18 protein-coding genes are annotated in these 22828 nt (G+C 63.6%); 6 read left to right on the top strand and 12 right to left on the bottom strand.

Annotated features, from left to right (window positions below):
* Positions 1 to 38: 38 nt before the first annotated feature.
* The 11 genes from D9M09_RS05980 to D9M09_RS06030 all read right to left on the bottom strand — a co-directional run bounded on the left by D9M09_RS05980 (position 39) and on the right by D9M09_RS06030 (position 10775).
* On the bottom strand, positions 39 to 992 hold the full coding sequence (locus D9M09_RS05980; RefSeq protein WP_121668805.1) for a hypothetical protein: 954 nt from the start codon (positions 990 to 992) through the stop codon (positions 39 to 41).
* 249 nt (positions 993 to 1241) lie between these two features.
* On the bottom strand, positions 1242 to 1616 hold the full coding sequence (locus D9M09_RS05985) for a hypothetical protein (protein WP_070224711.1): 375 nt from the start codon (positions 1614 to 1616) through the stop codon (positions 1242 to 1244).
* A 33-nt stretch (positions 1617 to 1649) separates the two neighbouring features.
* The gene (locus D9M09_RS05990; protein ID WP_121668806.1) at positions 1650 to 2894 is read right to left on the bottom strand and encodes a TerD family protein; all 1245 of its coding nucleotides are present in this window, start codon (positions 2892 to 2894) and stop codon (positions 1650 to 1652) included.
* Entirely contained in the window at positions 2891 to 3877 is a 987-nt protein-coding gene (locus D9M09_RS05995; protein WP_121668807.1) for an HpcH/HpaI aldolase/citrate lyase family protein, read from the bottom strand. Before D9M09_RS05995 ends, D9M09_RS05990 begins: the two co-directional genes overlap by 4 nt.
* Positions 3870 to 4976 carry a cysteine protease StiP family protein gene (locus tag D9M09_RS06000; protein ID WP_121668808.1) on the bottom strand — a complete coding sequence of 369 codons (1107 nt, stop codon included), beginning with the start codon at positions 4974 to 4976 and terminating at the stop codon, positions 3870 to 3872. The genes D9M09_RS05995 and D9M09_RS06000 overlap by 8 nt, the downstream gene beginning before the upstream one ends.
* Positions 4973 to 5725: an HAD family hydrolase gene (locus D9M09_RS06005; protein WP_121668809.1), complete on the bottom strand. Its 753-nt coding sequence runs from the start codon at positions 5723 to 5725 to the stop codon at positions 4973 to 4975. The genes D9M09_RS06000 and D9M09_RS06005 overlap by 4 nt, the downstream gene beginning before the upstream one ends.
* Entirely contained in the window at positions 5703 to 6866 is a 1164-nt protein-coding gene (locus D9M09_RS06010) for a phosphoribosyltransferase domain-containing protein (protein ID WP_121668810.1), read from the bottom strand. The genes D9M09_RS06005 and D9M09_RS06010 overlap by 23 nt, the downstream gene beginning before the upstream one ends.
* Entirely contained in the window at positions 6863 to 7900 is a 1038-nt protein-coding gene (locus D9M09_RS06015) for an ATP-grasp domain-containing protein (RefSeq protein ID WP_121668811.1), read from the bottom strand. Before D9M09_RS06015 ends, D9M09_RS06010 begins: the two co-directional genes overlap by 4 nt.
* Positions 7901 to 8112: 212 nt before the next feature.
* Entirely contained in the window at positions 8113 to 8829 is a 717-nt protein-coding gene (locus D9M09_RS06020; protein WP_035826041.1) for a TIGR00266 family protein, read from the bottom strand.
* Positions 8830 to 9016: 187 nt separating this feature from the next.
* Positions 9017 to 9592: a TerD family protein gene (locus D9M09_RS06025; protein ID WP_070290657.1), complete on the bottom strand. Its 576-nt coding sequence runs from the start codon at positions 9590 to 9592 to the stop codon at positions 9017 to 9019.
* A gap of 100 nt (positions 9593 to 9692) precedes the next feature.
* Entirely contained in the window at positions 9693 to 10775 is a 1083-nt protein-coding gene (locus D9M09_RS06030) for a DUF475 domain-containing protein (RefSeq protein WP_121668812.1), read from the bottom strand.
* A gap of 246 nt (positions 10776 to 11021) precedes the next feature.
* On the opposite strand from D9M09_RS06030, the gene D9M09_RS06035 reads away from it, so the two are divergent.
* The 6 genes from D9M09_RS06035 to D9M09_RS06060 all read left to right on the top strand — a co-directional run bounded on the left by D9M09_RS06035 (position 11022) and on the right by D9M09_RS06060 (position 22062).
* Positions 11022 to 11447, top strand: coding sequence for a divergent PAP2 family protein (locus D9M09_RS06035; protein ID WP_070224702.1), 426 nt, complete (start codon positions 11022 to 11024; stop codon positions 11445 to 11447).
* Positions 11448 to 11685: 238 nt separating this feature from the next.
* Positions 11686 to 12858, top strand: a complete 1173-nt coding sequence (locus D9M09_RS06040) for an efflux RND transporter periplasmic adaptor subunit (RefSeq protein ID WP_121668813.1) — start codon at positions 11686 to 11688, stop codon at positions 12856 to 12858.
* Between the two features lie 3 nt (positions 12859 to 12861).
* Positions 12862 to 16083, top strand: coding sequence for an efflux RND transporter permease subunit (locus tag D9M09_RS06045; RefSeq protein ID WP_070224700.1), 3222 nt, complete (start codon positions 12862 to 12864; stop codon positions 16081 to 16083).
* A 182-nt stretch (positions 16084 to 16265) separates the two neighbouring features.
* Positions 16266 to 17744: an efflux transporter outer membrane subunit gene (locus D9M09_RS06050; protein WP_121668814.1), complete on the top strand. Its 1479-nt coding sequence runs from the start codon at positions 16266 to 16268 to the stop codon at positions 17742 to 17744.
* A gap of 73 nt (positions 17745 to 17817) precedes the next feature.
* Positions 17818 to 18993: an efflux RND transporter periplasmic adaptor subunit gene (locus D9M09_RS06055; protein ID WP_121668815.1), complete on the top strand. Its 1176-nt coding sequence runs from the start codon at positions 17818 to 17820 to the stop codon at positions 18991 to 18993.
* Positions 18994 to 19002: 9 nt separating this feature from the next.
* The gene (locus tag D9M09_RS06060; RefSeq protein WP_121668816.1) at positions 19003 to 22062 is read left to right on the top strand and encodes an efflux RND transporter permease subunit; all 3060 of its coding nucleotides are present in this window, start codon (positions 19003 to 19005) and stop codon (positions 22060 to 22062) included.
* A 124-nt stretch (positions 22063 to 22186) separates the two neighbouring features.
* Here the strand turns inward: D9M09_RS06060 and D9M09_RS28830 are convergent, their stop codons facing one another.
* Positions 22187 to 22579: a hypothetical protein gene (locus D9M09_RS28830; protein WP_162995587.1), complete on the bottom strand. Its 393-nt coding sequence runs from the start codon at positions 22577 to 22579 to the stop codon at positions 22187 to 22189.
* Between the last annotated feature and the right edge of the window lie 249 nt (positions 22580 to 22828).

Genomic DNA, 22828 nt, shown 5'->3' on the forward strand with positions numbered 1-22828 from the left:
GACCCCAGTCCCAGGTTTGGGTTGCATCTGTATTCCCATCAAAACTTGCGTCCTACCCCCACCAAAATGACATCCGCATCGCGGTGATAATCGGTGATGACCCGGTTCCACGCCACGTGCGTCACCCAGCGGCGGTCGACGTGGTAGCGGGCCACGGCCGACAGCAAGCCCGTCAGGCGCGTGCTGTGGCCCTGGGTGTCTCGGCCGTCCCATGCCACGTAGGGCCCGCCGCCCATGCCGAATTCCACCTTTTCATTGAGCGAGCGGATCAGCCACAGCTGGGCGGCGATGCCGCGGCGGTGCGCCAGGTCGGTGTTGCCTTCGTCGAGGGCGGTGACCGTCCAGTCCACGTATTTTCCCGCCGCGCGCCGGTATTCCAGGGTGAACGGGCGCGAGGACTCCGAGCGCAAGCTGTTGACGATGGTGTGGCCGGTCGATAAGGTCAAGGTGTCGTCGTGCGCCCAGTTCTGCAAGTGCAGCTTGGCACCCGGCACGCCGTCATAGCGGTAGCCGGCGCCGATCAGCAGGTGCGTGGTGTTGTCCTTGCCGCTGGGCCGGATGCGGTTGAGCTGCGCTTGCGCATACCAGCGGTTGTCGAACTGCCAGCGCGCCTGCAGGCTGACGATGGAGCCCCAGCCGTGGTCATTGTCGAAGTTGTGCAGGCCGTCGTCGGTCTTGGCCGTGTCGAAGAAAAAGTAGCGGCCCGCGCCGGCGCCCAGCATCAGGCCCTGCTCCACTTTTTTCGTGCGCAGCCAGACCTGGCCCGCCATGCCGTCGCGGTGATGGTCTTGCGGGTGGCCTTCATTGATGTACGACAGGCTGACGGCGCTGTAGTCGCCCACCGGCTGGGTGTAGCTGATGGCCGCCACAAAGGTACGCTCGTTGGTCGAGTTCACTTTCAGGGCGCCGGCCATGCCGGAGATATCCTGTGCCTGGGCGGACAGGGCGAGCGAGGCGGCCAGCAAGGCCAGGGCGGCGGGGCATATGCGCATGGTATTTCCGATAGTGGTGATACACGCTAATGGTGGGCTGGCTGGACGTGTTGCGCTAGCGCAAGCATTGTGTGTTTTTACTACAGCAATGAACAGTTCCAGTCAGAACTAATTGCGAGTGTATAAGAAAGTGAGAATGTGTGAGGCGCGCCATGCGGCTGGAGAGCGGGGAGGGGCGCCGGCGCGAGTATGGCTGGCCGGCGCGATGCTGCTGAAGTTGCTGGACTTGCGGTGGTATTGCTGTCTGTATTACTGACTCAGGACGACTTTATCGGCAAAATATTCCGTCTCGCCGAAGCATTGCGTGGGCACGCCCTTGTGCTGGCTGTAGGTGACGAGGATGCGCTTGCCGGCGGCGGCCGACAGTTGCTTCGCCACTTCCTCGTCGCGCACGCTGAACTGGAATTTTTCCGGGATGGTGCCCGGCAGCGCCGTCAGCAGCAATTCACCCTCCCATGTCTTGCAAATCCAGCCCCGCTTGGAAAACTTTTGCAGGTAGCCCGCCCGTTCGCCTTCCGAGTACGAGAAGCTGAGGGCCATCCACGTGTAGGCGGCCAGCAGCAGGAAGCCGGCCACGAGGAAGATGGCGAAGGCGAAGGTGACTTTTTTGGTCGTAGGGGTCATGTTAAGGGGTGAATTGTTTAGTTGGAGAAAGAGTTAGTCTTTCCGTCCGGCTTTCCAGTTGAGGCCAAAATTGTATCGCTCGTCCATGGCCTGGTGCGCCGTGATTTTACCTTGGCCGCCGAAGTATTCCACCAATTTTGTCACCTGCAGGTTGCCGCCGTGGTTTTCCAGCATGGCGATGGCGCACATGGCGTGCGGGCTGTCTGTGTCGAGGCGTACTTCCACGGTCGGCTGGCCGGGAATTTCGATCGTCACGACGCCATCCGTGGCGGCCCAGTTCGGCACGCCTTCGTAGATGAACGCGTACACGAGCACGCGCTTGATCTGGTCGAAATGGGTGCCGTTGATGAAGATGTTTTCGCCGCTGCTGACGCTGCCCGTGCGGTCGTCGCCTTCCAGGTGGATGTACGGTGGCCTGTCATACGCGCCCCAGCTGTTGCCCAGCGCCTGCACGGCGCTCTTGCTGCCATTGCTCATCTCGAACAGGCAGCCGATATCGAGGTCGATGCCGCCCGAACGGCCGGCCGGCTTGTTGAACAGCTTGCCGAGGAAGCCCGTGTCCAGTTTTGAGGCGGGCGCCTGGCCTTGCGACGCGTTCTGGTTCCAGTTCAGATTGACCCGGATGCGGCCATAGCCGCCGCTGTCGCGCTTGTCGAGCGAGATCTTGTCGCCGCGCTTTTCCAGGCGAATTTTTGAGAGCGAGATTTTATTCGCCGCTGGCGGGGCCGCTGGCGCCGGCGCAGGCACGGGAGCCGGCGACGGAGAAGATTGCGCTGCCTCGCTACCGCCGAAGTGCTTCAGCAGCGCCGCCAGGCCGCCCGCGAAACCCTGGCCCACGGCGCCGAAGCGCCAGCTGCCGTCGCGGCGATACAGTTCGCCGATGATGACGGCTTTTTCGTCCTGGAAGTCATTGCCCGTGAAGGCGAACGTGGCGGCCTGGCCCAGCGCCATGCTGGAGTTGCCCAGCGCGCGCATGCTGCCCTGTTCCGTCGCGGCCGTGAAGACCAGCTTGTCGATCGAGGCGGGCAGGCGGGACAGGTCGACCTGGAAGGTGGAGCGGGGACCGTTCAATTCCACCGTGACGGCGTTGTCCGGCGCGCTTTTCTGATTGTAGAACACCATGTAGCGGTCGTCCGACAGCTTGCCGGCCGCATCGACGCCGAAGCAGCTGACGTCCACTTCCATCGAGCCCGAAACGATATCGAGCGTGACGGCAAACGGGCCGTTCAAGCCCAGGTCAGTCAGTTTGCCTTTTTGTCCGCGTGTGAAATTGGTCATGGTCGTGCAATCCCTTCGTCGCTTGAGAGTTGAGTCAATGAGATAGTCGGCACGTGCGCGGCGGCGTTGTCGGCCGCATGGCGGATGCCGAACAGGCGCGCCTGCTCGATGATGCGCAGCGCCCAGCTGCTGTGCGTGGCCACTTCGCACATCGATTCCTGCATGCGGAACACGGCCGGGCTGTCCGGGTCGATGATGCGCAGCGCCAGTTCGATGTCCGACTGCGCCACCTGGTAGTGGCGCTCGATCTGCGGCACCTGGTCCGGATGGATGGCCGTCTTGGCGATCATGCCGTGCGCCATGTCCTGCGCCACTTCGGCGTCCAGCCAGCTGCCCTGCGACAGGTGCTCGAAGACGGGCGCCGTCAGCTGGAAGCCGTGCGGCTTGAAGATCGTCACCAGGCGGCCGATGACCTGGCCCAGCGGCGTTTGATAGATGGTGCCGCTGGTGGGGCGGCGCAGGCCCAGCAGGGCCAATAAATCGTTGCCGCCGATGCGCAGGGCCAGGATGCGGCGCCGCACTTCCGGCGCCGACAGGATGAGGCGGAACTGCTTCATTTCCTCGTCGTCGAATACTTCCGCCGTTTCCAGGGTCGGCATCAAGAGGTGATGCGTGTGGCGCACGAGGTCGAAATACGTGGCGAAATTGTGGCGCGTGGATTTCGGCAGCACGAAGCCGCTCAATTTGTCGGCGCCCGGCATGGCCAGCACGCGCGCCAGCACCTCGAGATTACGCACGCGCACGAAGCGCAAGGTATCCGATTCGTCGGCCATGTTTTGCAGCGCCAGCGACAGGTTGAACAGCGCGTAACTGAGGTCGCGTTCGGCGATGGCGTCTTCGGTGCACAGGATGACCGAGCGCAAATGGCTGAATTTGTCGCCATTGGCGATCGCCAGCAAGTCCTTGTGCGTGGTCGGCACGTACATGGAGGCGCCCAGCGCCGCTTTATGTTCGCTTTGCGGGTGTAGGGAGTTGTTATCCATCGACTGCGCTCCTGATAAGGGCGACCGCCTGGTAAGGCAGCGCCGGTTCTACTATGACGGGTATGGCTTTTTCCTGCGCCAGAAGCAGCAAATGTGCCACGTCCGGCGCATTCGTGTCGCGCACGATCAGGCGCTCGGGCACGCGGCGCAGCAGCACGCGCGTCGCTTCGCCGATGCCTGGCTTGATCAGGTTGATGTCGCTGATGCCGTATTGCTGCTGCGCGGCGGCCATGTAGGCTTGCGAGCGGGCCGCCATGGCTGGCGCATCGCTCGCTTCGGCCAGCGGAATGCCGCTGCTGGCGGCAATCGCCATGGCGTCGGCCACCAGGCCGTCGGCGAAAGCGCGCGACTGGTCGTGCTGCTCGAACTGCGCGTAATACACGCAGCCGTGGAAGTCGTCCGGGCCGATGGCATCATTCAATACGGAGCGGCTCACCAGGCCCGAGACGGTGGCATTCAAGATGCTCGACGGGATCAGGTAGTCGCTGGCCGAGGCGGCGCAGGCGGCCGTGCCGGCCAGGTCGGACAGCACGAACAGGCCGCCGTCGATCGCCGTGCCATTGGCCGCGTTGAAATCGTGGACCGTCTGGCGCAGCTCGCGCGAAATCACGCCCTTGCCCGTCCAGCCGTCGACGAAGACGAGGGAAGCGTCGCCATGGCCCTGCGCCAGGATGTGGTGCAGGGCGTTCGCGTCGATGCCGCGGTCGCGGATGATGGAGACGGAATAATGGCTGCACTCGCGCTGGAAGACCTGGCGCAGCAAGTGCCCGAGGATGACGCCCACGGGCGTGCCGGCGCGCGCCAGCGACACGAGCGTGATGGGCCCCGTGCGGCGCGCCGCGATCAGGGCGGCCAGGCGCAGGCAGTCGCGTGCCATCTGCAGGCGGTTGGCCGCGAACGCGTTCTGGAACAGGGCCAGGTAGGCGGGCGAAGGCAGGGATTCCGGCGACAGCATCTCGCTGTAATGGCGCTGGCCCGACTGGATCAAGCGCTCTTTTTCGGCCAGGTCGAGAATCGGTTCGAGCGCCATCGGCGTCAACAGAAACTCCACGTCTTCCTGGCGGTAGCTGCCGCTGAAATGCAGCGTGCTGTCGGTCATAGCGCCGCCACCGTGAGGGCCGCCAGCTGGGTGCCGTTGGGGATGATGGCGTAGTCGCAGGCGGCCATGAAGCGGGCGTCCGAACGGCTGTCGCCCATGCCGAAGCTGACGATGGGGCCATGTTCGGCTTCCAGTTCCGCGCGCAGGTAGGCCACGGCGCGCGCCTTGTTCAAGGTTTTCGGCAGCACGGCCAGGTTGTTGCCGTTGCGGTGGATGAAGTAGTCGGCGCCTTCGCCGGCGATCCACTGCTGCAGCACTTGCTCCTCGATGTCGGCCAGGCGCTCGCCGCGCGCTTCATGGTCCTTGACGACGATGTAGAACGGCGTGTTGTAATCCTCGATCAGGCGCGCGCGCGAAGGCATGCCCGTCTTGATTTGAAAATCGTCGATGATACGCATGGCGTCCCGCAGGCCGGGCAGGGCCGTCTGCATGTCGTTCTGCATCAGGGACAGCCAGCCAGCGTCGAGCGCGCCGCCCGGCTGCAGCACGATGCCGCCGTAATCGAGCACGCTGTAGCTGGTAAACGGCAGGTCGACACGGCGGAATGCGTCGCCATTCCTCGCCGTGGCGGGGATCAATGTCATGCCGCTTTGCGCGAATTCAAAGAAGGCGCGCTGGCGCGCCGTCGTAAACGAGCAGGCGTCGCCATTTTTCAGATAGGCGGCCGCTTGCAAATCGGTCTCGCCAGCGCATTTTTTCGGGGTCTGGAACAGTGTGTCGTCCAGATCAACAAACAGGAATTTCTTCAATTTTGGTCTCTGACTGAAAGTGGAACAGGCGGCCGTTCAATTGGCCGGCGAGTTGCATGAGGGCGGGGCTGGTCGGGGTTTCATGGCAGATGAACACGTGCTGGTACTGGCCAGGCGCCACGTTGTACAGGTAATTGGCGATGCCTTCGCCGTAATTGTCGTCGCAGTGGACGATATGGCCGACGGAGCCCCACGACAAAATGGGCGAGCGCGTGGTCGACTGCACCACGACGTTCTTGCCCAGCGCTTCGAGTTCGCGCGCCAGCAAAAACGACGGGTGCATGAATTCGCCCGTGCCCAGCACCAGCACGGAATCGCCGGCGCCGATTTCCTGCGCCAGCTGCACCGCCAGGCCCTGCGGCGGCGCCAGGGCGCGTCCCACGCCGATGCGGCCAAAGGCGGGGCTGGCACCCCGTTCTTCATTCGCCTCGAAGCGCTGCGCGCTGGCCGCCACGGGGGCTGGCGCGGCGCCGGCCTGGAAGGCGTAGTGGCCGGACAGCGCCGCGCCGATGGTCGTGGGCAGGCCGAAACGCTCACTCAAGCCCGCGTTGGCGGCTTGGCCCATGAAGTTGGTGATCACGCCCAGGTGCAGCTTTTCCAGTTGCGGATAGCGCGCGCGGCACACTTGCACCAGGTTGGCGAAGGTGTTGCCGGTCGACGCTTCATCGTCGATCAGCACCAGGCTGCGGGCCGTGGAAAACAGGGCGCTGGCCGCATCCGACAGGTGCAGGAACTGGCGCGGCGCGTGGCTGTGCGATTCCTCGAATTCGAAGAAGGGCACCGTGCCCACGCGGTAGCGCGAGCTGTGCAAAAACAGAGCCTTGCAGGAAGAGCCGGGGTTGGCGCGCAACCACGCTTCGAACACGCCCTGGCCCAGGCCGACGGCCGTTTCCGCCATGGCGATGAAGACGACGGGGCCGGGCAGGCTGGGGGGAATCTGCGCGGCCAGGTCGTCGTGGATGGCTTGCATGGCGCGCGGCGTGACGGGCCAGTGCTTGCCCAGCACCTTCGAGAGGAACAAAAAGCCGCGTTTGGCGTTGGCGCGCGCGGCAAAGCCGATCAGCCAGTCCAGCGGAAAGCGCGCCTCGTCCACTTTCAGGGTCAGCTCGCCCGTGGGCATTTGCTGCTTGACGAGGTTCATGGCAGCTCCACGGCATAGGCGGCTTCGCCCACGCGCATGCCCTCGCGGATGGCGGGCACGGCGAGCTTGTCGAAACCGTGGTCGAAGCCGGCCAGCGCCAGGTAGGGCAGGTTGGGGCCGGCCGCGCAGGCCATGCCGATGCCGCCCGACATGCGCGGATTGATCTCCAGCAGCGCCAGGCCGTTCGCCCCTTCGCGGAACTGGATGTTGAACACGCCATTGAGCCGGTAGTCGCGCGCCAGTTTGTCGCAGGCCGCCAGCAGGTCGTCGCGCAGTTCGATCAGCTGGCCGCTGCCGCCCCCATGCAGCTTCTTGCGCGGCACGGCGCAAATGAGCTTGCCCTGGTCGGCGACGCAGTCGGCGCTGTATTCGTGGCCGTCGAGGTATTCCATCAGCAGCAGGGTTTTAAATGTACCCATCTGCGCCAGGCCGGCGCGCAGCTCCTGCGCATTGATCTGGTAGGCGGCGCCGGCCAGCAGCAGCTGGGCGCTGGTGCGTTCTTCATCGAGTATGGCAAAGCCCAGGGCATACACGGATTCGGACGGTTTGATGCACAGCTTGCGGTGCAGCGGGCGCAGTTCGGCGTAGGCGGCGTCGTATTCTTCAATGGTGGTGACGGCGCGGTAGTCGGCCGGGCGCGCCATGGGCAGGTCGAGGCCCTCGCAGAAGCGCGCCTTGTCATGCATCAGGGTCAGGGTGTCTTCGCTGGCCACGCTGAGCACGCGCGTGCCGATGGCGGCGAAGCGCGCGCTGGCGCTGCCGATCAGGCCCGCTTCCTTGCCGGGCCAGAAAATCGTGATGCCCCGGTCGCGGCAAAATTCCAGGCACCACTCGACATAGTTGTGGCCCGTCAGGCCCGACGGTTCGACCGCGTATTCGTGCGCCGACAAAAAGGCGGCCGCATGCGCGTTCGTATTGCTGCACACGATGTGATAGCGGGGCGCGCCACTGGTGGCGGCGCTATCGGCTTCGCGGATCAGGCGCATCGCCGTGCCGACCGAGGAAAATGTTTTGTTGAACCAGACTCTTTGCATGTACGGGGACCGGGTGGAAATAGGAGAAGCCGCGCGCAGGTGCGCGCGCGGGCAGTGTAGCCAGAAAAACTTAACATGGCCTTAGAAAAACGCCAGCCCAAACCTGCTGCGCGTCGTGGACGCGGCCTGCGATGCTCACTGTGCCTCCGCACAGTTGCGCTTCTCGGCCACGTCCCCATCCGCTCGCGACGGTTTTGGCGGGCGTTTGGGAATCAGCCGGCCTTGCCGCTCGCTGTCCACTTGAGGAAGGCGTCGCGGTTGCGCGAGCAGATGAACACCTTGCCCGAGCCGGAAAAGCGCAGCACGATGCCTTCGCCGCTGGTCACGCTGTTGACGATATTGCCGAGGAAGCCGCCGATGCCGCCGCCGCTGGCACCGCCGCCCGTGGTCACGGAAATCTCGTACTTCAGGCTGTTGTCCCAGCACACGACGTGGGAATTGTCGATCACGACGTCCTTGCCCGGCTCGACGTCGAGCTGGAACATGGAGCCGAAGCCCGACACCACCACTTGTCCCGTGCCGGCCGTCTCCATGACGAAGAAGCCGCCCGACTGGGCGAACAAGGCGTTGCCGATGCTTTGCGTGCGCACTTTCATTTCCGTGCCCGAGGTGGCGGCGACAAAGGCGCCGTCGTTGAGCAGGTACTGGCGCGCGCCCACGTCGACCACTTCGATGGCGCCCGGCAGGGTGGGCGAGAGCAAACAGTCGCCGCTGCCGCGCACCGCTTCGATGTGCTGCTGGAAGAATGATTCGCCGTTGGCGAAGCGGCGCATGATGGCGCTGCCCAGGCCGCCCGTCATCTTGCCCTTCAAATCGAGCGCCGTTTCCATCATCACCATCGCATCCGATTCGCAATAGATGGTTTCGCCCTGCTTCATGCTGACGTGCAGGAAGGGATCGACGTCGCCCGTGACACTAAATACTGGCATGATAAATCTCCAAAAAAAAGCCGCCTGATCTGTGCAGGCGGCAGTAATGATATGACATTAAGATAATTCACCTCGGAAAACCGTAGCGAGCAAGCTCGATTTCGGGTTAAGTCGCGCAGCTGTACGGAGGTACAGCGAGCAACGCAGGCCCGAAAGTGAGCGGCGCAGTAGGTTTAACGAGCGTGAATTAAGCGTTGACGCCGAAAGAACGGGCGAGGGGACCGAGGCCGCCGTTGAAGCCCTGGCCGATGGCCTTGAACTTCCATTCGCCGTTGTAGCGGTAGATTTCGCCAAAGATCATCGCCGTTTCCGTCGAGCTGTCTTCGGACAGGTCGTAGCGGGCGATTTCTTTTTCGCCTTCCGCGTTCAGGCAGCGGATGAAGGCTTTCGACACCATGCCGAAGTTCTGGCGGCGCGCGTCGGCGTCGTGAATGGTGACGGTGATGCTGATGCGGTCGATGTCGGCAGGTACGCGGGTCAGGTCGATTTCGATGCGCTCATCGTCGCCTTCGCCTTCACCGGTCGTGTTGTCGCCCGTGTGCACGACGGAACCGTCGGTCGACTTCAGGTTGTTGTAGAAGATAAAGTCAGAGTCGCCACGGACTTTACCGTCGTTTTTCAGGAGGAAAGCACTGCCGTCAAGGTCGAAGGTGGCGCCATCCGTCGAACGAGGATCCCAGCCGAGGCCGACGATGATCTTCTTCAGGTTCGGTGCTTCCTTGCTCAGGTTGACGTTGCCGCCTTTTTGCAAACTGATTGCCATGTGGTGCTCCTTTTCAGTAAATAACTCAAACATGCCTTCATGGGATGAGCGCCAGGCGCTCGTGCCATTATTCTCTCAATTGGGGGCGGAACCCCCGATTTCAAGCTTGTGCCGCGTGCCGTTTGCGATAGCGCAGGGACGACCACAGCGAGACCAGGATGAAGGCCACGCCCGACAGGCCCGTGAACCACTCCGGAATATGGTACTTGACGGATGCCAGCATGATCAGGGCGAGGATGCCGATCGCATAATGGGCGCCGTGCTCGAGGTAGACGAACTCGTCCAGCGTGCCCTTGTGTACCAGGTACACCGTCATCGAGCGCACGAACATGGCGCCGATGGCCAGGCCCAGCATGATGATGACGACGTCGTTGGTGATGGCGAACGCGCCGATCACGCCGTCAAAGCTGAACGAGGCGTCCAGCACTTCCAGGTACAGGAAGCCGCCGATACTGCCGCGCGCCACCGTTTTTACCAGGTCGCCATTGCCGCTTTTGGCGGGCGCGGCGCCTTCTTCTTCATCATCCTGCAGGTCCGGCTCGCCTTCTTCCAGCAAGCCGCTGATCCAGTTCACGCCGATGTAGACGGCGATGCCGACGATGCCCGACGCGAGCACGCTGTATTTTGCTTCCGCAGGGCCCATCGCCACGCAGGCGGCCACGGCGCCCATGGTGATCAGCACGGCCAGGCTTTCGGTGCCCAGCGCGTTGACTTTTTCCTCGGCCCAGCCCAGCCAGTGCAATTCCTTCTCGTCGTCGAACAGGAAGTTCAGGAACACCAGCAGCAGGAAGGCGCCGCCGAAGGCTGCCACTTGCGCATGGTTGTCCGTCAGGTGCTTGGCATACACGTCCGGCGTGGTCGTGGCCATGGTCCACACATCGACCAGGCCCAGGCCCGTGGCGACGGAAACGATGACCAGCGGGAACAGCAGCCGCATGCCGAAAACGGCCACGAGGATACCGACCGTGAGGAACAGTTTTTGCCAGAATTCATTCCAGTGGCGCAAGACGGAGGCATTCACCACGGCATTGTCGAACGACAGCGACACTTCCATGACGCCCAGCACGCCCGTGATCCACAGCGCATTGATCAGGCCGGGCATGCCGCCATGGCTGTAACCCCACCAGCCCGACACCGCCATCAGGATAAAAGTGACTAAAAAGGAAATTCTGAAATGCCGCATGAGTACCCCGTTGCAAGTGAAAGACGTTTGATTATCCGCGCCGCTGTGCGCGCCGCGCTCAGTGTTGATATACGTCAATTGTTGTATATGCCATGATTTTATATTAGTTGCCGCCCGGGGCGGCGTTTTATAGACCGGCGACAGACAGTTCTGCTGGCGCGGACGATCTGCGATAATTGCGGCGCGCCCATCCGGCTGCCGCAGTCTCTTGCACACTCTCGACATATATAGAAGAAGGAATACCCCGTGGATATCGCTTACCTCGTCACGCCCCTGATCACCTGGATCCTGGTCGGACCGATCAAATTCCTGATCAACAGTGTCCGCACGCGGCAATGGGCGTTCGGCCTGGTCGGCAATGGCGGCTTTCCCAGCAACCATAGCGCCGTCGTGTCCAGCATGGCCACCCTGATCGCCTTGCGCGAAGGCATAGGCCATCCCGCCTTCGGCGTGGCCGTGACCCTGGCTTTCATCGTCATCATCGACGCCAACAGCCTGCGCCAGCACGTGGGCAAGCAGGCGGCCGCCATCAACCGCCTGGCGGGGGAAGCGGCCAGCCCCGCGCACAAGACCTTGCGCGAGCGCATGGGCCATACCCTGGTGGAAATCGCCGGCGGCCTGTGCACGGGCGTGGCCATCGGTTTCCTGATCAATTACGTGTTTGCCCGCTAAGCACTCGTTTCCTCTAGTCAAAACCCCGCTTCAAGGCGGGGTTTTGCGTTTCAGGGCGCAAAAACTACGTTTCATCCACTGATTAAAGCATTACAGGAAACGGCCGATTGACATGGCCGGATGCGCTCATGGATACTTTGGCGCTTGTGGTTTTAATAAAAATATATGCCTGCCATCGCCTGCAGTCCTATCCGGGCCGCCGGGACGGCCGTGGCGCTATCTATCCGGAGAATTACCCATGTTGCGCAAAACCCTGTTTGTTCTGGCAATTGCTTCTGCCTTGGCCGCCTGTGGCAAAGAGTCCAAAGATCCCGGCAAGGGCGGCAAGGATGGCAAGGAACAGGCGGGCGCTAGCGTCAATCTGCTGGTGTCCCCGGAAGACTTGCTGACCATCCAGAGCAATGCGCTGGCATCGGGCCCCGTCATCACCGGTTCCGTGCAGCCCGAGCGCAACGCGGACTTGCGCGCCGAAGTGTCGGCCGTGGTGATCCAGGTACTGAAGGAAAACGGCGAAATCGTCAAACGGGGCGACGTGCTGGTGCGCCTGGACGAAACGGCCATCCGCGACAGCCTCAATTCGGCCGAGGAAGCCAGCCGCGCCTCGAGCCAGGTGCTGGAGCAGTCCGAACGCATGTTCCAGCGCATGAAAACCCTGCGCGCCTCGGGCATGACGTCGACGCAGGCGCTGGAAGACGCGGAAATCCGCCGCAACAATGCGCAAAGCGATTTGTCCGCCGCGAAGAGCCGCGCCGCCCAGGCGCGCCAGCAACTGCAGCGCACCCTCGTGCGCGCGCCGTTCGACGGCATCGTGAGCGAGCGCAAGGTATCGAATGGCGATACGGCGCAAATCGGCAAGGAATTGATCAAGGTCATCGATCCGACCAGCATGCGCCTGGAGGGCCTGGTATCGGCCGACAAGATCGGCGTCGTCAAGGTGGGCCAGCCCGTGCTGTTCCGCATCAATGGCTATCCCGGCCAGGATTTCGCGGGCAAGGTGCGCCGCGTCGATCCTGCCGCCAACGCCGTCACGCGCCAGGTGGCCGTGCTCGTCGATTTCAATGACAAGCAACAGCCACGCGTGGCCGGCCTGTACGCGGAAGGCCGTATCGAGACGGAAACCGTCAGCGCGCTGATGATCCCCGATTCGGCTCTGGTGAAGGCGGGCGACGTCACGTACACGTGGAAAGTCAAGGACAAGGCCTTGCATAAAGTCACACTGCGCATCGGCGCGCGCGACGTGCGCACGGGCCAGTGGGAAGTGCAAAGCGGCCTGGCCAGCGGCGACACCGTGCTGCGCACGCCCGGTTCGACCTTCAAGGATGGGCAGAAAGTGGAATTGACGGCAGCCAAGGCCGTGCCCGCCGCCGCCATGGCCAGCAGCAGCGCCGCCGTTGCCGGTAAAGGAAACTAAGCCATGTTCCTTTCCGATTTCAGTATCAAGCGGCCCACCGCCACCATCGTCCTGATCCTGGCGATGATGTGCGTCGGCTTGCTGGCGCTCAAGAAACTGCGCGTCAACCAGAATCCGGACGTCGAAGTGCCGTTCATCGTCGTCAGCATTCCTTACCCTGGCGCATCTCCCGACACGGTCGAGCGCGAAGTGGTGAACCGCCTGGAAAAGTCGCTGCAAAGCATTTCCGGCGTGACCGAGGTCAACAGCGATTCAAATGAAGGTGCGGCCAGCATCTTCCTGAAGTTTTCCTTCAATACCAATTTGATCGAAGCGTCCGACAATATCCGCAATGCGATTGCCGCCGTGCGCTACAAGTTGCCGACGGAAATGCGCGAGCCTATCCTGCAGCGCATCGACCCGGCTGCCGAGCCGATCATGCAGCTGGCGCTGTCGTCGAACTCGCAAAGCCATGCGGAAATTTCGCGCCTGGCCGAAGACGTGCTGTCGGACCGCTTCCGCACCGTCGATGGCGTGGCGCTGGTCAACGTGGGCGGCTCGCTCAAGCGCGAACTGTCCGTGCTGCTGCGGGCGGAGAAACTGCGTGAATACAATGTGTCCGTCAGCGACGTCGTCACCGCCCTGCGCAACCAGAACACGAATGCCCCCGTCGGCAAGGTGCGCGGCACCCTGGACGAGAAAAGCATCCGCCTCGTGGGCCGCATCGAGTCGCCAAGCGACTTCGAGAAAGTGGTGATCAAGCGCCGCGGCGAGGAAATCGTGCGCCTGGCCCAAGTGGCCACCATCGAGGACGGCTTTGCCGAAGTCAACAGCCTGAGCATGCGCAGCGGCAAGCCCAACGTGGGCATTTCGATCACCCGCGTGCGCGACGCGTCCACCGTCAGCGTGGCCAACAAGATCCGCGACATGGTGGCGGACATCAACAAGACCTTGCCGAAAGGCACCTTGTTGCAAGTGACGCGCGATGGCGGCGAAAACGCCCAGCATAGCTTGAACAATGTGATCGAATCGCTGGTCCTGGGCGCCGTGCTGACGATTTTCGTCGTCTACGCCTTCCTGAACTCGTGGCGTTCGACCCTGATCACGGCGCTGAGCCTGCCCACGTCCGTGATTGCCGCCTTCATCGCCGTGTGGCTGTGCGGCTTTACCCTGAACTTCATGACCCTGCTGGGCCTGTCGCTGGCCATCGGCGTGCTGATCGATGACGCCATCGTCGTGCGTGAAAACATCGTGCGCCACATGCAGATGGGCAAGGACCGTCGCACGGCCGCGCTGGAAGGCACGGCCGAGATCGGCATGGCCGTGGCCGCCACGACCTTCTCGATCATCGCCGTCTTCATTCCCGTGGCCTTCATGCCGGGGATCTCGGGCGAATGGTTCCGTCCGTTTGCCCTGACGGTGACGTGCTCGGTGCTGGTCAGCCTGGGCATCTCGTTTACGCTCGACCCCATGCTGTCGGCCTACTGGGGCGACCCGGTGGAAGAGCACTCGGCGCCGAAAAAAGGCATCGGCCGCGTGCTCGATAAATTCAACCACTGGTTCGACCACCAGGCCGACCGCTATGGCCGCGTGATCGCCTGGGCCCTGCACCACCGCCGCTGGATGGCCTTCATTGCCGTCATCAGCCTGGCGGGCGCCATCGCCCTGCACATCACGCATGGCGGCACGAGTTTCTTGCCTGCATCCGATTCGGGCAATCTGATGATCAATGTGCGCACGCCATCGTCGAGCAGCATCGAGTATTCGCGTCTGAAACTGGAAGCGGCGGCCGTGCTGGCGCGCACCTTGCCTGAAACCAAGGATACCAACAGCTCCATCAATGCGGGCGGCGGCCGTGTGTATGTCGACATCGGCAAGCGCAACACGCGCAAGCGTTCGGCCAAGGAAATCGCCGTCGAGCTGCGCGAGAAGATGTCGCGCCTGGTGGGTGCCGAATACGTGGTACAGGATGACTTGAGCAACGGTTCGCAAAAGCCGATCCAGGTGGAATTCACGGGCCCCGATTCGCGTAAACTCATGGAAATTACCAACGCCTACATGGACAAGCTGCGCGCCATTCCCGGCGCCGTTGACGTGGGCCTGTCCGAGCAGGACCCGAAGAACGAGCTGCAGATCGAGCTCAACCGCGGCCTGGCCAACTCGATGGGCATTTCCGTCAATGATGCGGCGCAATCGTTGCGCGTGGCGTTTGCCGGCGTGGAAGTGGGCGACTGGGTCGATCCGACGGGCGAAACGCGCGACGTGGCCGTGCGCCTGCATCCCGACGACCGCGTGGCATCGGAAAACATCGAGCGCCTGCCGATCAGCGTGACGGGCACCTCGCAAATGGTGCCGCTCGACCAGATCGCCACCATTACCATGGGCAAGGGCCCGTCCGGTATCGAGCACAAGAATGGCAAGCGCACGATCACCGTGTCGGCCAATGCGCAGGGCCGTTCGAATGGCGAAGTGACGAGCGACGCCATGAAGCTGGCCAACTCCATCGACTTCCCGCCCGGCTACGGCCTGGCGCTGGGCGGCGCCGGCCAGGACCAGCAGGAGCTGTTCACGGAAATGCTGATTGCGCTGGTGATGGGTATCGGCCTGATGTATTTGATCCTGGTGATGCAGTTTGGTTCCTTCACGGCGCCGGTGGCCGTGATGATGTCCTTGCCGCTCAGCCTGATCGGCGTGGTGGTGGCGCTGGTGATCACGAACAACACCCTCAACCTGATGAGCTTTATCGGCATCATCATGCTGATGGGCCTGGTCGCCAAGAACGCCATCCTGCTGCTCGACGCGGCGCGCAAGCGCGAGGAAGAAGGCCATGGCCGCGAAGATGCGCTCATGTATGCGGGCCGCATGCGTCTGCGCCCCATCCTGATGACGACGTTCGCGCTGATCGCCGGTATGTTCCCCGTGGCGCTGGGCCTGGGCGAGGGTGGCGAGTTCTACCGTCCATTGGCGATCGCCATCATCGGCGGCACCATCACTTCGACGATTCTGACCCTGCTGGTCGTGCCGACCTTCTATGACAGCATCGAAATTGCCCGCGATGGCGCCGTGGCCAAGTTCCACCGCCGCGCCGCGCGCATGCCCGTGGTCGTGGCCATGATATTGACCCTGATCGAATGCGTGCTGACCCTGCTGATGGTGCGCTTCGTCTACCGCATGCTGAAGAAGGCCGTGCTGTTCCTGATGGGACGCCGCGCGCCGAAAGCGGCGTCGGTCAGCCTGCAAAAGTAAGTCAGGCAGCCTCGGCTGCGCAATCCTTGTTCCAGGTCAAAGAGCCTTCTTCGGAAGGCTCTTTTTACGTCCGGTGCTCTACAATCGTAGGACGGGTGGGCAGGATCGCCAGCCTGGTATCGCGATACTTTTGCGATATTTTTCAACGGCAATGTGGCACGGCAACGTAACGGACCAGCACCATGTTCTTCAGCATCCGGCAGCCCATATTCGGCATCCTCATGGCATGCCTGCTGGCCGCTTGCGCCGTCGGGCCGGATTTCCGGCCTCCCGCCGCCCCCGGCGGCGACCGCTACACGCCGGCACCGTTGCCGGCGCACACCGTGGCCGCCCCTGGTCCCGCCGGCCAGGCGCAGCGCTTCGTGCCGGGCCAGGATATTCCCGCGCAATGGTGGTCGCTGTTCCAGTCGCCGGCGCTGGACCAGCTCGTGCGCGGCGCCCTCGCGCGCAGTCCGGGCCTGGCGTCGGCCCAGGCGGCCCTGCGCCAGGCCGATGAAAACTACCGCACCCTGTCCGGCCGCCTGCTGTATCCCGAAGTGGGCGCCCGGCTGGGCGTCAGCCGCGAAAAAAACAGCAGCCTGGAAGGGGCGGGCGGCGTCCTCAATTTGTACAATGCCTCGGTGAATGTGTCGTATGCGCTGGATGTATTTGGCGGCAACAAGCGCCAGCTGGAGGGCTTGCAAGCGCTGGTCGACTATCGGCAGTATCAGCTCGAAGCCGTGTACCTGGCCCTGACGGCCAACCTGGTGACGGCGGCCATCCGCGAAGCGTCGTTGCGCGCCCAGCTGCAGGCCACCGGAGAAATACTCGACGCGCAGCAAAAGCAGCTGGACCTGATCGAGCAGCAATTGCGCTTCGGCGCCATCGGCCGCGCTACGGTGCTGGTCCAGCGCAACACGGTGGCGCAGACGCGGGCCAGCGTGCCGCCGCTGGAAAAGGCGCTGGCCCTGACGCGCCACCAGCTGTCCGTGTATGCGGGCCGCTTGCCCAGCGAGCCCGGCATGCCTGAATTCGACCTGGCGTCGCTGCACCTGCCGCAGGACTTGCCCGTCTCCCTGCCGTCGGCCCTGGTGCGTCAGCGTCCCGACATCCGCGCCAGCGAAGCGCTGCTGCAGCAAGCCAGCGCGCAGATCGGCGTCGCCACGGCAGCCATGTATCCCCAGTTCACCCTGACGGGCAATGCCGGCGCGCTGGCCACCAGCGTTCCCGCGCTGCTGCACGCCGGTTCTGCCGTGTGGGGCGTGGCGGCCGGGCTGGCCCAGCCTATTTTCAGTGGGGGCGCATTGCGCGCCCAGCGGCGTGCCGCCATCGCCGCCTACGAGGGCGCGGCGGCCGATTACCGCGCCACCGTGCTGGCCGCCTTCCAGAATGTGGCGGACAGCTTGCGCGCCCTCGAGGCCGATGCCGCCGCCTTGCAGCAGCAAGCCGAAGTGGAGGCGCTGGCCAGCGAATCGCTGGCGCTGAGTACGCAGCAATTCAAGCTGGGCGCCATCAGCTACCTGAGCCTGCTGGACGCCCAGCGCACCTACCAGCAGGCCAGGGTGGGGCTGGTGCAGGCGCAGGCGGCCCGCTATGCCGATAGTGCCGCGCTGTTCCAGGCGCTGGGCGGCGGCTGGTGGAACCGTCCTGCGTTGCAGGCCGTTTCCATGGCGGCAGACTGACGGGCTGGCAAGGCAAGGTCTTGCAACACGACACGCGCAATGGCAGCCGCAAGCAACAACAAGGAGCGTATCCATGACGAAACGCACGAAACGCATGCTCATCATGCTGGGGGCGGTGGTGCTGTTGATTGCCCTGCTGGCGCTGGGATTTTTCCTGCACATCCGCCAGCTCATGGCCAGTTCGCCCAAGCCCGCGCCGGAAACGGTGTCGGCGACCGTCATCCGCAAGGTCGAGTGGCAGCCGCACCTGGCGTCCGTGGGCACCCTGGTGGCCGTGCGCGGCGTCGACGTGACGAGCGAAATCGCCGGCCTCGTCAGATCCATCCATTTCAAGTCCGGCCAGGAAGTGAAGGCGGGGCAAGTGCTGCTGCAGCTGAATGCCGACGCCGACCTGGCGCAGCTGCGCGCCTTGGAGGCGGCGGCCGAACTGGCCGCATCCGTGCTGGCGCGCGACCGCCAGCAATTTGCCGTGCAGGCGATCAGCCAGGCGCAGGTCGACAACGACGTGGCCGACCTGAAAAGCCGCAAGGCGCTGGCGGCCCAGCAGGCGGCGCTGGTGGACAAGAAAACCATCCGCGCGCCGTTCGCGGGCAAGCTCGGCATCACCACGGTCAACCCGGGCCAGTATCTCAATCCCGGCGACAAGATCGTCACCTTGCAAACCATCGATCCCATCTATGTGGATTTTTATATTCCGCAAAAGCAGCTGGGCGGGCTGCAGGTGGGACAGGTGCTGAACCTGTCCAGCGATGCGCATGCGAACACGGCGTTTGCGGGCAAGGTCAGCGCCATCAGTTCCAAGGTCGACCCGGCCACGCGCAATGTGCAGGTGGAGGCCACGGTGGCCAATCCCCAGCGGCAGTTGTTGCCGGGCATGTTTGCCAACGTCAAGGTGGAGGTGGGAGAAAAAAAACAGTACCTGACTTTGCCGCAGACGGCGATCACCTACAACCCGTATGGTTCCACCGTCTTCGTCGTGCAGCCGGCGCAGCAGGCGCCCAAGGCCGCCGCGCCGGGCAGCGCCGCCCCCGCCGCCCCACCGCCGAAGGCGGGCGAGCTGGTGGTGCGGCAAGTGTTCGTCACGACGGGCGAAACGCGCGGCGACCAGGTGGCCGTGCTGACGGGGCTCACCGAGGGCCAGCAAGTCGTCACCAGCGGGCAGATCAAGCTCAAGAACGGTAGTCCCGTGGTGATCAGCAACGTCGTCGAGCCGCGCAATAATCCGCAGCCCACGCCGCAGGAACATTGAGGCGCCGCCATGAACTTCACCGATCTCTTTATCCGCCGGCCCGTGCTGGCGATGGTGGTGAGCCTGCTGCTGGTGGTGCTGGGCTTGCGCTCCCTGTTCAGCTTGCCCATCAACCAGTATCCGAAGACGCAGAACGCCGTCGTGACGATCTCGACCACCTATTACGGCGCCGACGCGCAGACGGTGGCCGGTTTCATTACGCAGCCGCTGGAATCGGCCATCGCCCAGGCGCAGGGCATCGATTACCTGTCCTCGTCGAGCAGCAGCGGCGTGTCGACCATCACGGCCACCCTGCGCCTCAATTACGACGCGAACCGGGCTTTGACGGAAATTAACACCCAGGTCAGTTCCGTGAAGAACCAGCTGCCCGCCCAAGCGCAGACGCCCGTGCTGACGGTGCAGATGGGGCAGACGACGGACGCCATGTACCTGGGCTTTTACAGCAAGACCTTGCCGACGAATAATGTGACGGATTACCTGAGCCGCGTGGTCAAGCCCAAGCTCGATTCCATCAGCGGCGTGCAGACGGCGGAACTGCTGGGCGCGCGCCTGTTCGCGCTGCGCGCCTGGCTCGATGCGGACAAGATGGCCGCGTTCGGCGTGACGGCGGCCGAGGTCAGCACTGCCCTGGGCAATAACAATTATCTGGCCGCGCTGGGGTCCAGCAAGGGGCAGATGGTGACCGTTCCCCTGACGGCGGGCACGGACCTGCATTCGGTCGAGGAATTCAGGAAGCTTGTCGTCAAACGCAGCGGCGACTCCATCGTGCGGCTGGAAGACCTGGCCACCGTCGTGCTGGGTTCGGAAAACTATGATTTCAACGTGGCTTTCAGCGGCGTGCGCTCCGTCTTCATCGGCATCAAGGTGGCGCCGGAAGCCAATATCCTCGACGTGGCCAAGCGCGTGCGCGCCAGCTTTCCCGATATCCAGTCCCAGCTGCCGGCCGGGCTGACGGGGGAGATCGTGTACGACTCGACGTTCTTCATCAATACCTCCATCAGGGAGGTCATCAAGACCCTGGTCGAGGCGCTGCTGATCGTCACCATCGTCATCTATCTGTTCCTGGGCAGCCTGCGGGCCGTGATCGTGCCCGTGATCGCCATGCCGCTATCGCTGATCGGCACGTTTACGGCCATGCTGGCGCTCGGCTATTCCATTAACTTGCTGACCTTGCTGGCCATCGTGCTGGCCATCGGCCTGGTGGTCGACGACGCCATCATCGTGGTGGAAAACGTGGACCGCCACATGAAGCAGGGCCAGCCGCCGCTGGAGGCGAGCCTGCTGGCGGCGCGCGAACTGGGCAGCCCGATTCTGGCCATGACGGTGGTGCTCATCGCCGTGTACGTGCCCATCGGATTCCAGGGCGGCCTGACGGGTGCGCTGTTCACGGAATTCGCCTTCACCCTGGCCGGCGCCGTGGCCGTGTCGGGCATCGTGGCCCTGACCCTGTCGCCCATGATGTGTTCGCGCTTTTTCCGTCCGGAACAGGATAGCGGCCGCTTCGTGCAAGCCATCGACCGCGTCTTCGGCAAGGTGCACGACACGTACCAGCGCCTGCTGCATGCGCTGCTCGACACCTGGGTGGTGCTCATCGTCATGGCGGCGCTATTGATGGTGGTGCTGGGGCTGATGTTCAAGATGTCGCAGTCCGAGCTGGCTCCCGAGGAAGACCAGGGCGTCGTGCTGTCGCAGGTGGTGGGCGACCCGACGGCCACGTCGGACCAGATGCAAGTGTATGCGGAGCAAATCTACCAGGTGGCCAAGGCCATGCCCGAATACAGCCAGATGTTCCAGATCACGGGCGTGCCGACGGTCAACTCGGGTTTTGGCGGCATGCTGATGACGCCGTGGAACGAGCGCACGCGCAGCGCCAAGGAAGTGCAGCAAGACTTGCAGGCGGGCTGGAACCGGATTGCCGGCGCCCGCGTGGCCGCCTTCCAGTTTCCCGCCTTGCCCGGTTCCTCGGGCTTGCCCGTGCAGTTCGTTATCTCTACCACGGAGCCGTTTGAAAATCTCGACACCATTGCGCAGCAGGTGCTGGAGAAGGCGCGTTCATCGGGCAAGTTCTATTTCATCGATACGGACTTGAAAATCGACAAGCCGCAAGCGACCGTCGTGATCGACCGCGATAGTGTCGCCGCGCTCGGCATGACACAGCAGGATGTGGGGCAGGCGCTGGGCGCGGCCTTGGGCGGCAACTACGTCAACTATTTTTCCATCGCCGGGCGTTCCTACAAGGTGATCCCGCAGGTGCTGCAGGTGGACCGCCTGAATCCGTCGGCAGTACTGGATTTCCACATCAAGACGCCCGGCGGCACGATGATACCGGCCAGTACCGTCGCGCATATCCAGTACGACGTCGTTCCCGAGTCGATCAACCGCTTCCAGCAACTCAATTCCGTGACGCTTGCCGGCGTGTCCGGCGCCTCGCAGGGCGAGGTGCTGGGCTTCATGCGCGACACACTGGCCCAGGTGGCGCCCAGCGGCTACACGGCCGATTATGCGGGGCAGTCGCGCCAGTTCGTGCAGGAATCGGGCGGCTTCATCGTCACCATGCTGTTTGCCGTGGTGATCGTCTTCCTGGCGCTGGCGGCGCAGTTCGAGAGCTTCCGCGATCCCGTCGTGATCCTCGTTTCCGTGCCGCTGGCCCTGTTTGGCGCCACCATGTTCATCTTCCTCGGCTTTGCGTCGATCAACATCTACACGGAGGTGGGCCTGGTGACCCTGATGGGCCTGATCAGCAAGCATGGCATCCTGATCGTGGAAGTGGCCAATCAGCTGCAAAAGACAGGCAAGAGCAAGCGCGAGGCGGTGGAAGAAGCGGCTGCCGTGCGCCTGCGCCCCATCCTGATGACGACGGCCGCCATGGTGTTTGGCGTGCTGCCCCTGGTGATCGCCTCGGGCGCGGGCGCGGCCGGGCGCCACGCGATGGGGCTGGTGATTTTCACGGGCCTGTCCATTGGCACCTTGTTTACCCTGTTCGTGGTGCCGGCCATGTATCTGTTCCTGGCGGCGGACCACCAGGCGCTGAGCGCACGGGCGGCTGGCAAGGCGGTTCCGGCCCACTGACGCGCGGTGGCTGCGAGATATTGCGCTCTGCAATAAAAAGAGCCTTCATCGGAAGGCTCTTTGTTGCGTATTCTGCTACGGGCTTGCAGCCCGGCCGGTCGTCGGGGCGGAGCGCAGGCGGTATTTAGCTGCCGCGTGGTGGGGTGGTGCCGGTCCCTGTGCCCGTCCCGCCCCCTGTGCCAGTTCCGGTCCCAGTGCCGGTTCCGGTCCCTGTCCCGTTACCGGTGCCGGTACCCGGCGTCGTGTTGGGCGTGGTGGTCGGCGGCGTGGTCGTGCCGTCGGGATTGGTGGTCGTGCCCGGTGCAACGGATGGGGTAGCGGGCGTGGTGGTGTCCGGCGTGGTGGTGCCGCTGGTGCCCGAGGTGCCGCTGCCGCCTGTGCCGGGCGTGGTGGCGGGCGTAGCTGGCGTGGCCGGGGCGGTCGTGGTTTCGTTATGCTTGTTGCAGCCGCCCAGCAGCGCGCAGACGATGGCGGTGCCGAGGACAAGCTTGCTGGTGCTAGGGAGTGGGGCCGTCATGATTGTTCCTTTCTCGTTGGAAAGCTGTCGTGGGTAGTCATACCTTGCCAACTGCCTGCCACGGTGCGGGCAGGCCGTCGTAGCAAGGCTGGCATCGCTTGCAAAAAATTAGAGTGGGCAGGTGCGCGCAGGTTCACCGGATTTACAAATCAACGGCTATCGGCAGCAGGATCGGCGATCCGTTTTGATATGGCGCAAACGCGCCACGTGAACGAGAAAGAAAGGGCCAGGACAGGACGTCCCGGCCGC

Source organism: Janthinobacterium agaricidamnosum (genome assembly GCF_003667705.1).
Taxonomy (GTDB): domain Bacteria; phylum Pseudomonadota; class Gammaproteobacteria; order Burkholderiales; family Burkholderiaceae_D; genus Janthinobacterium.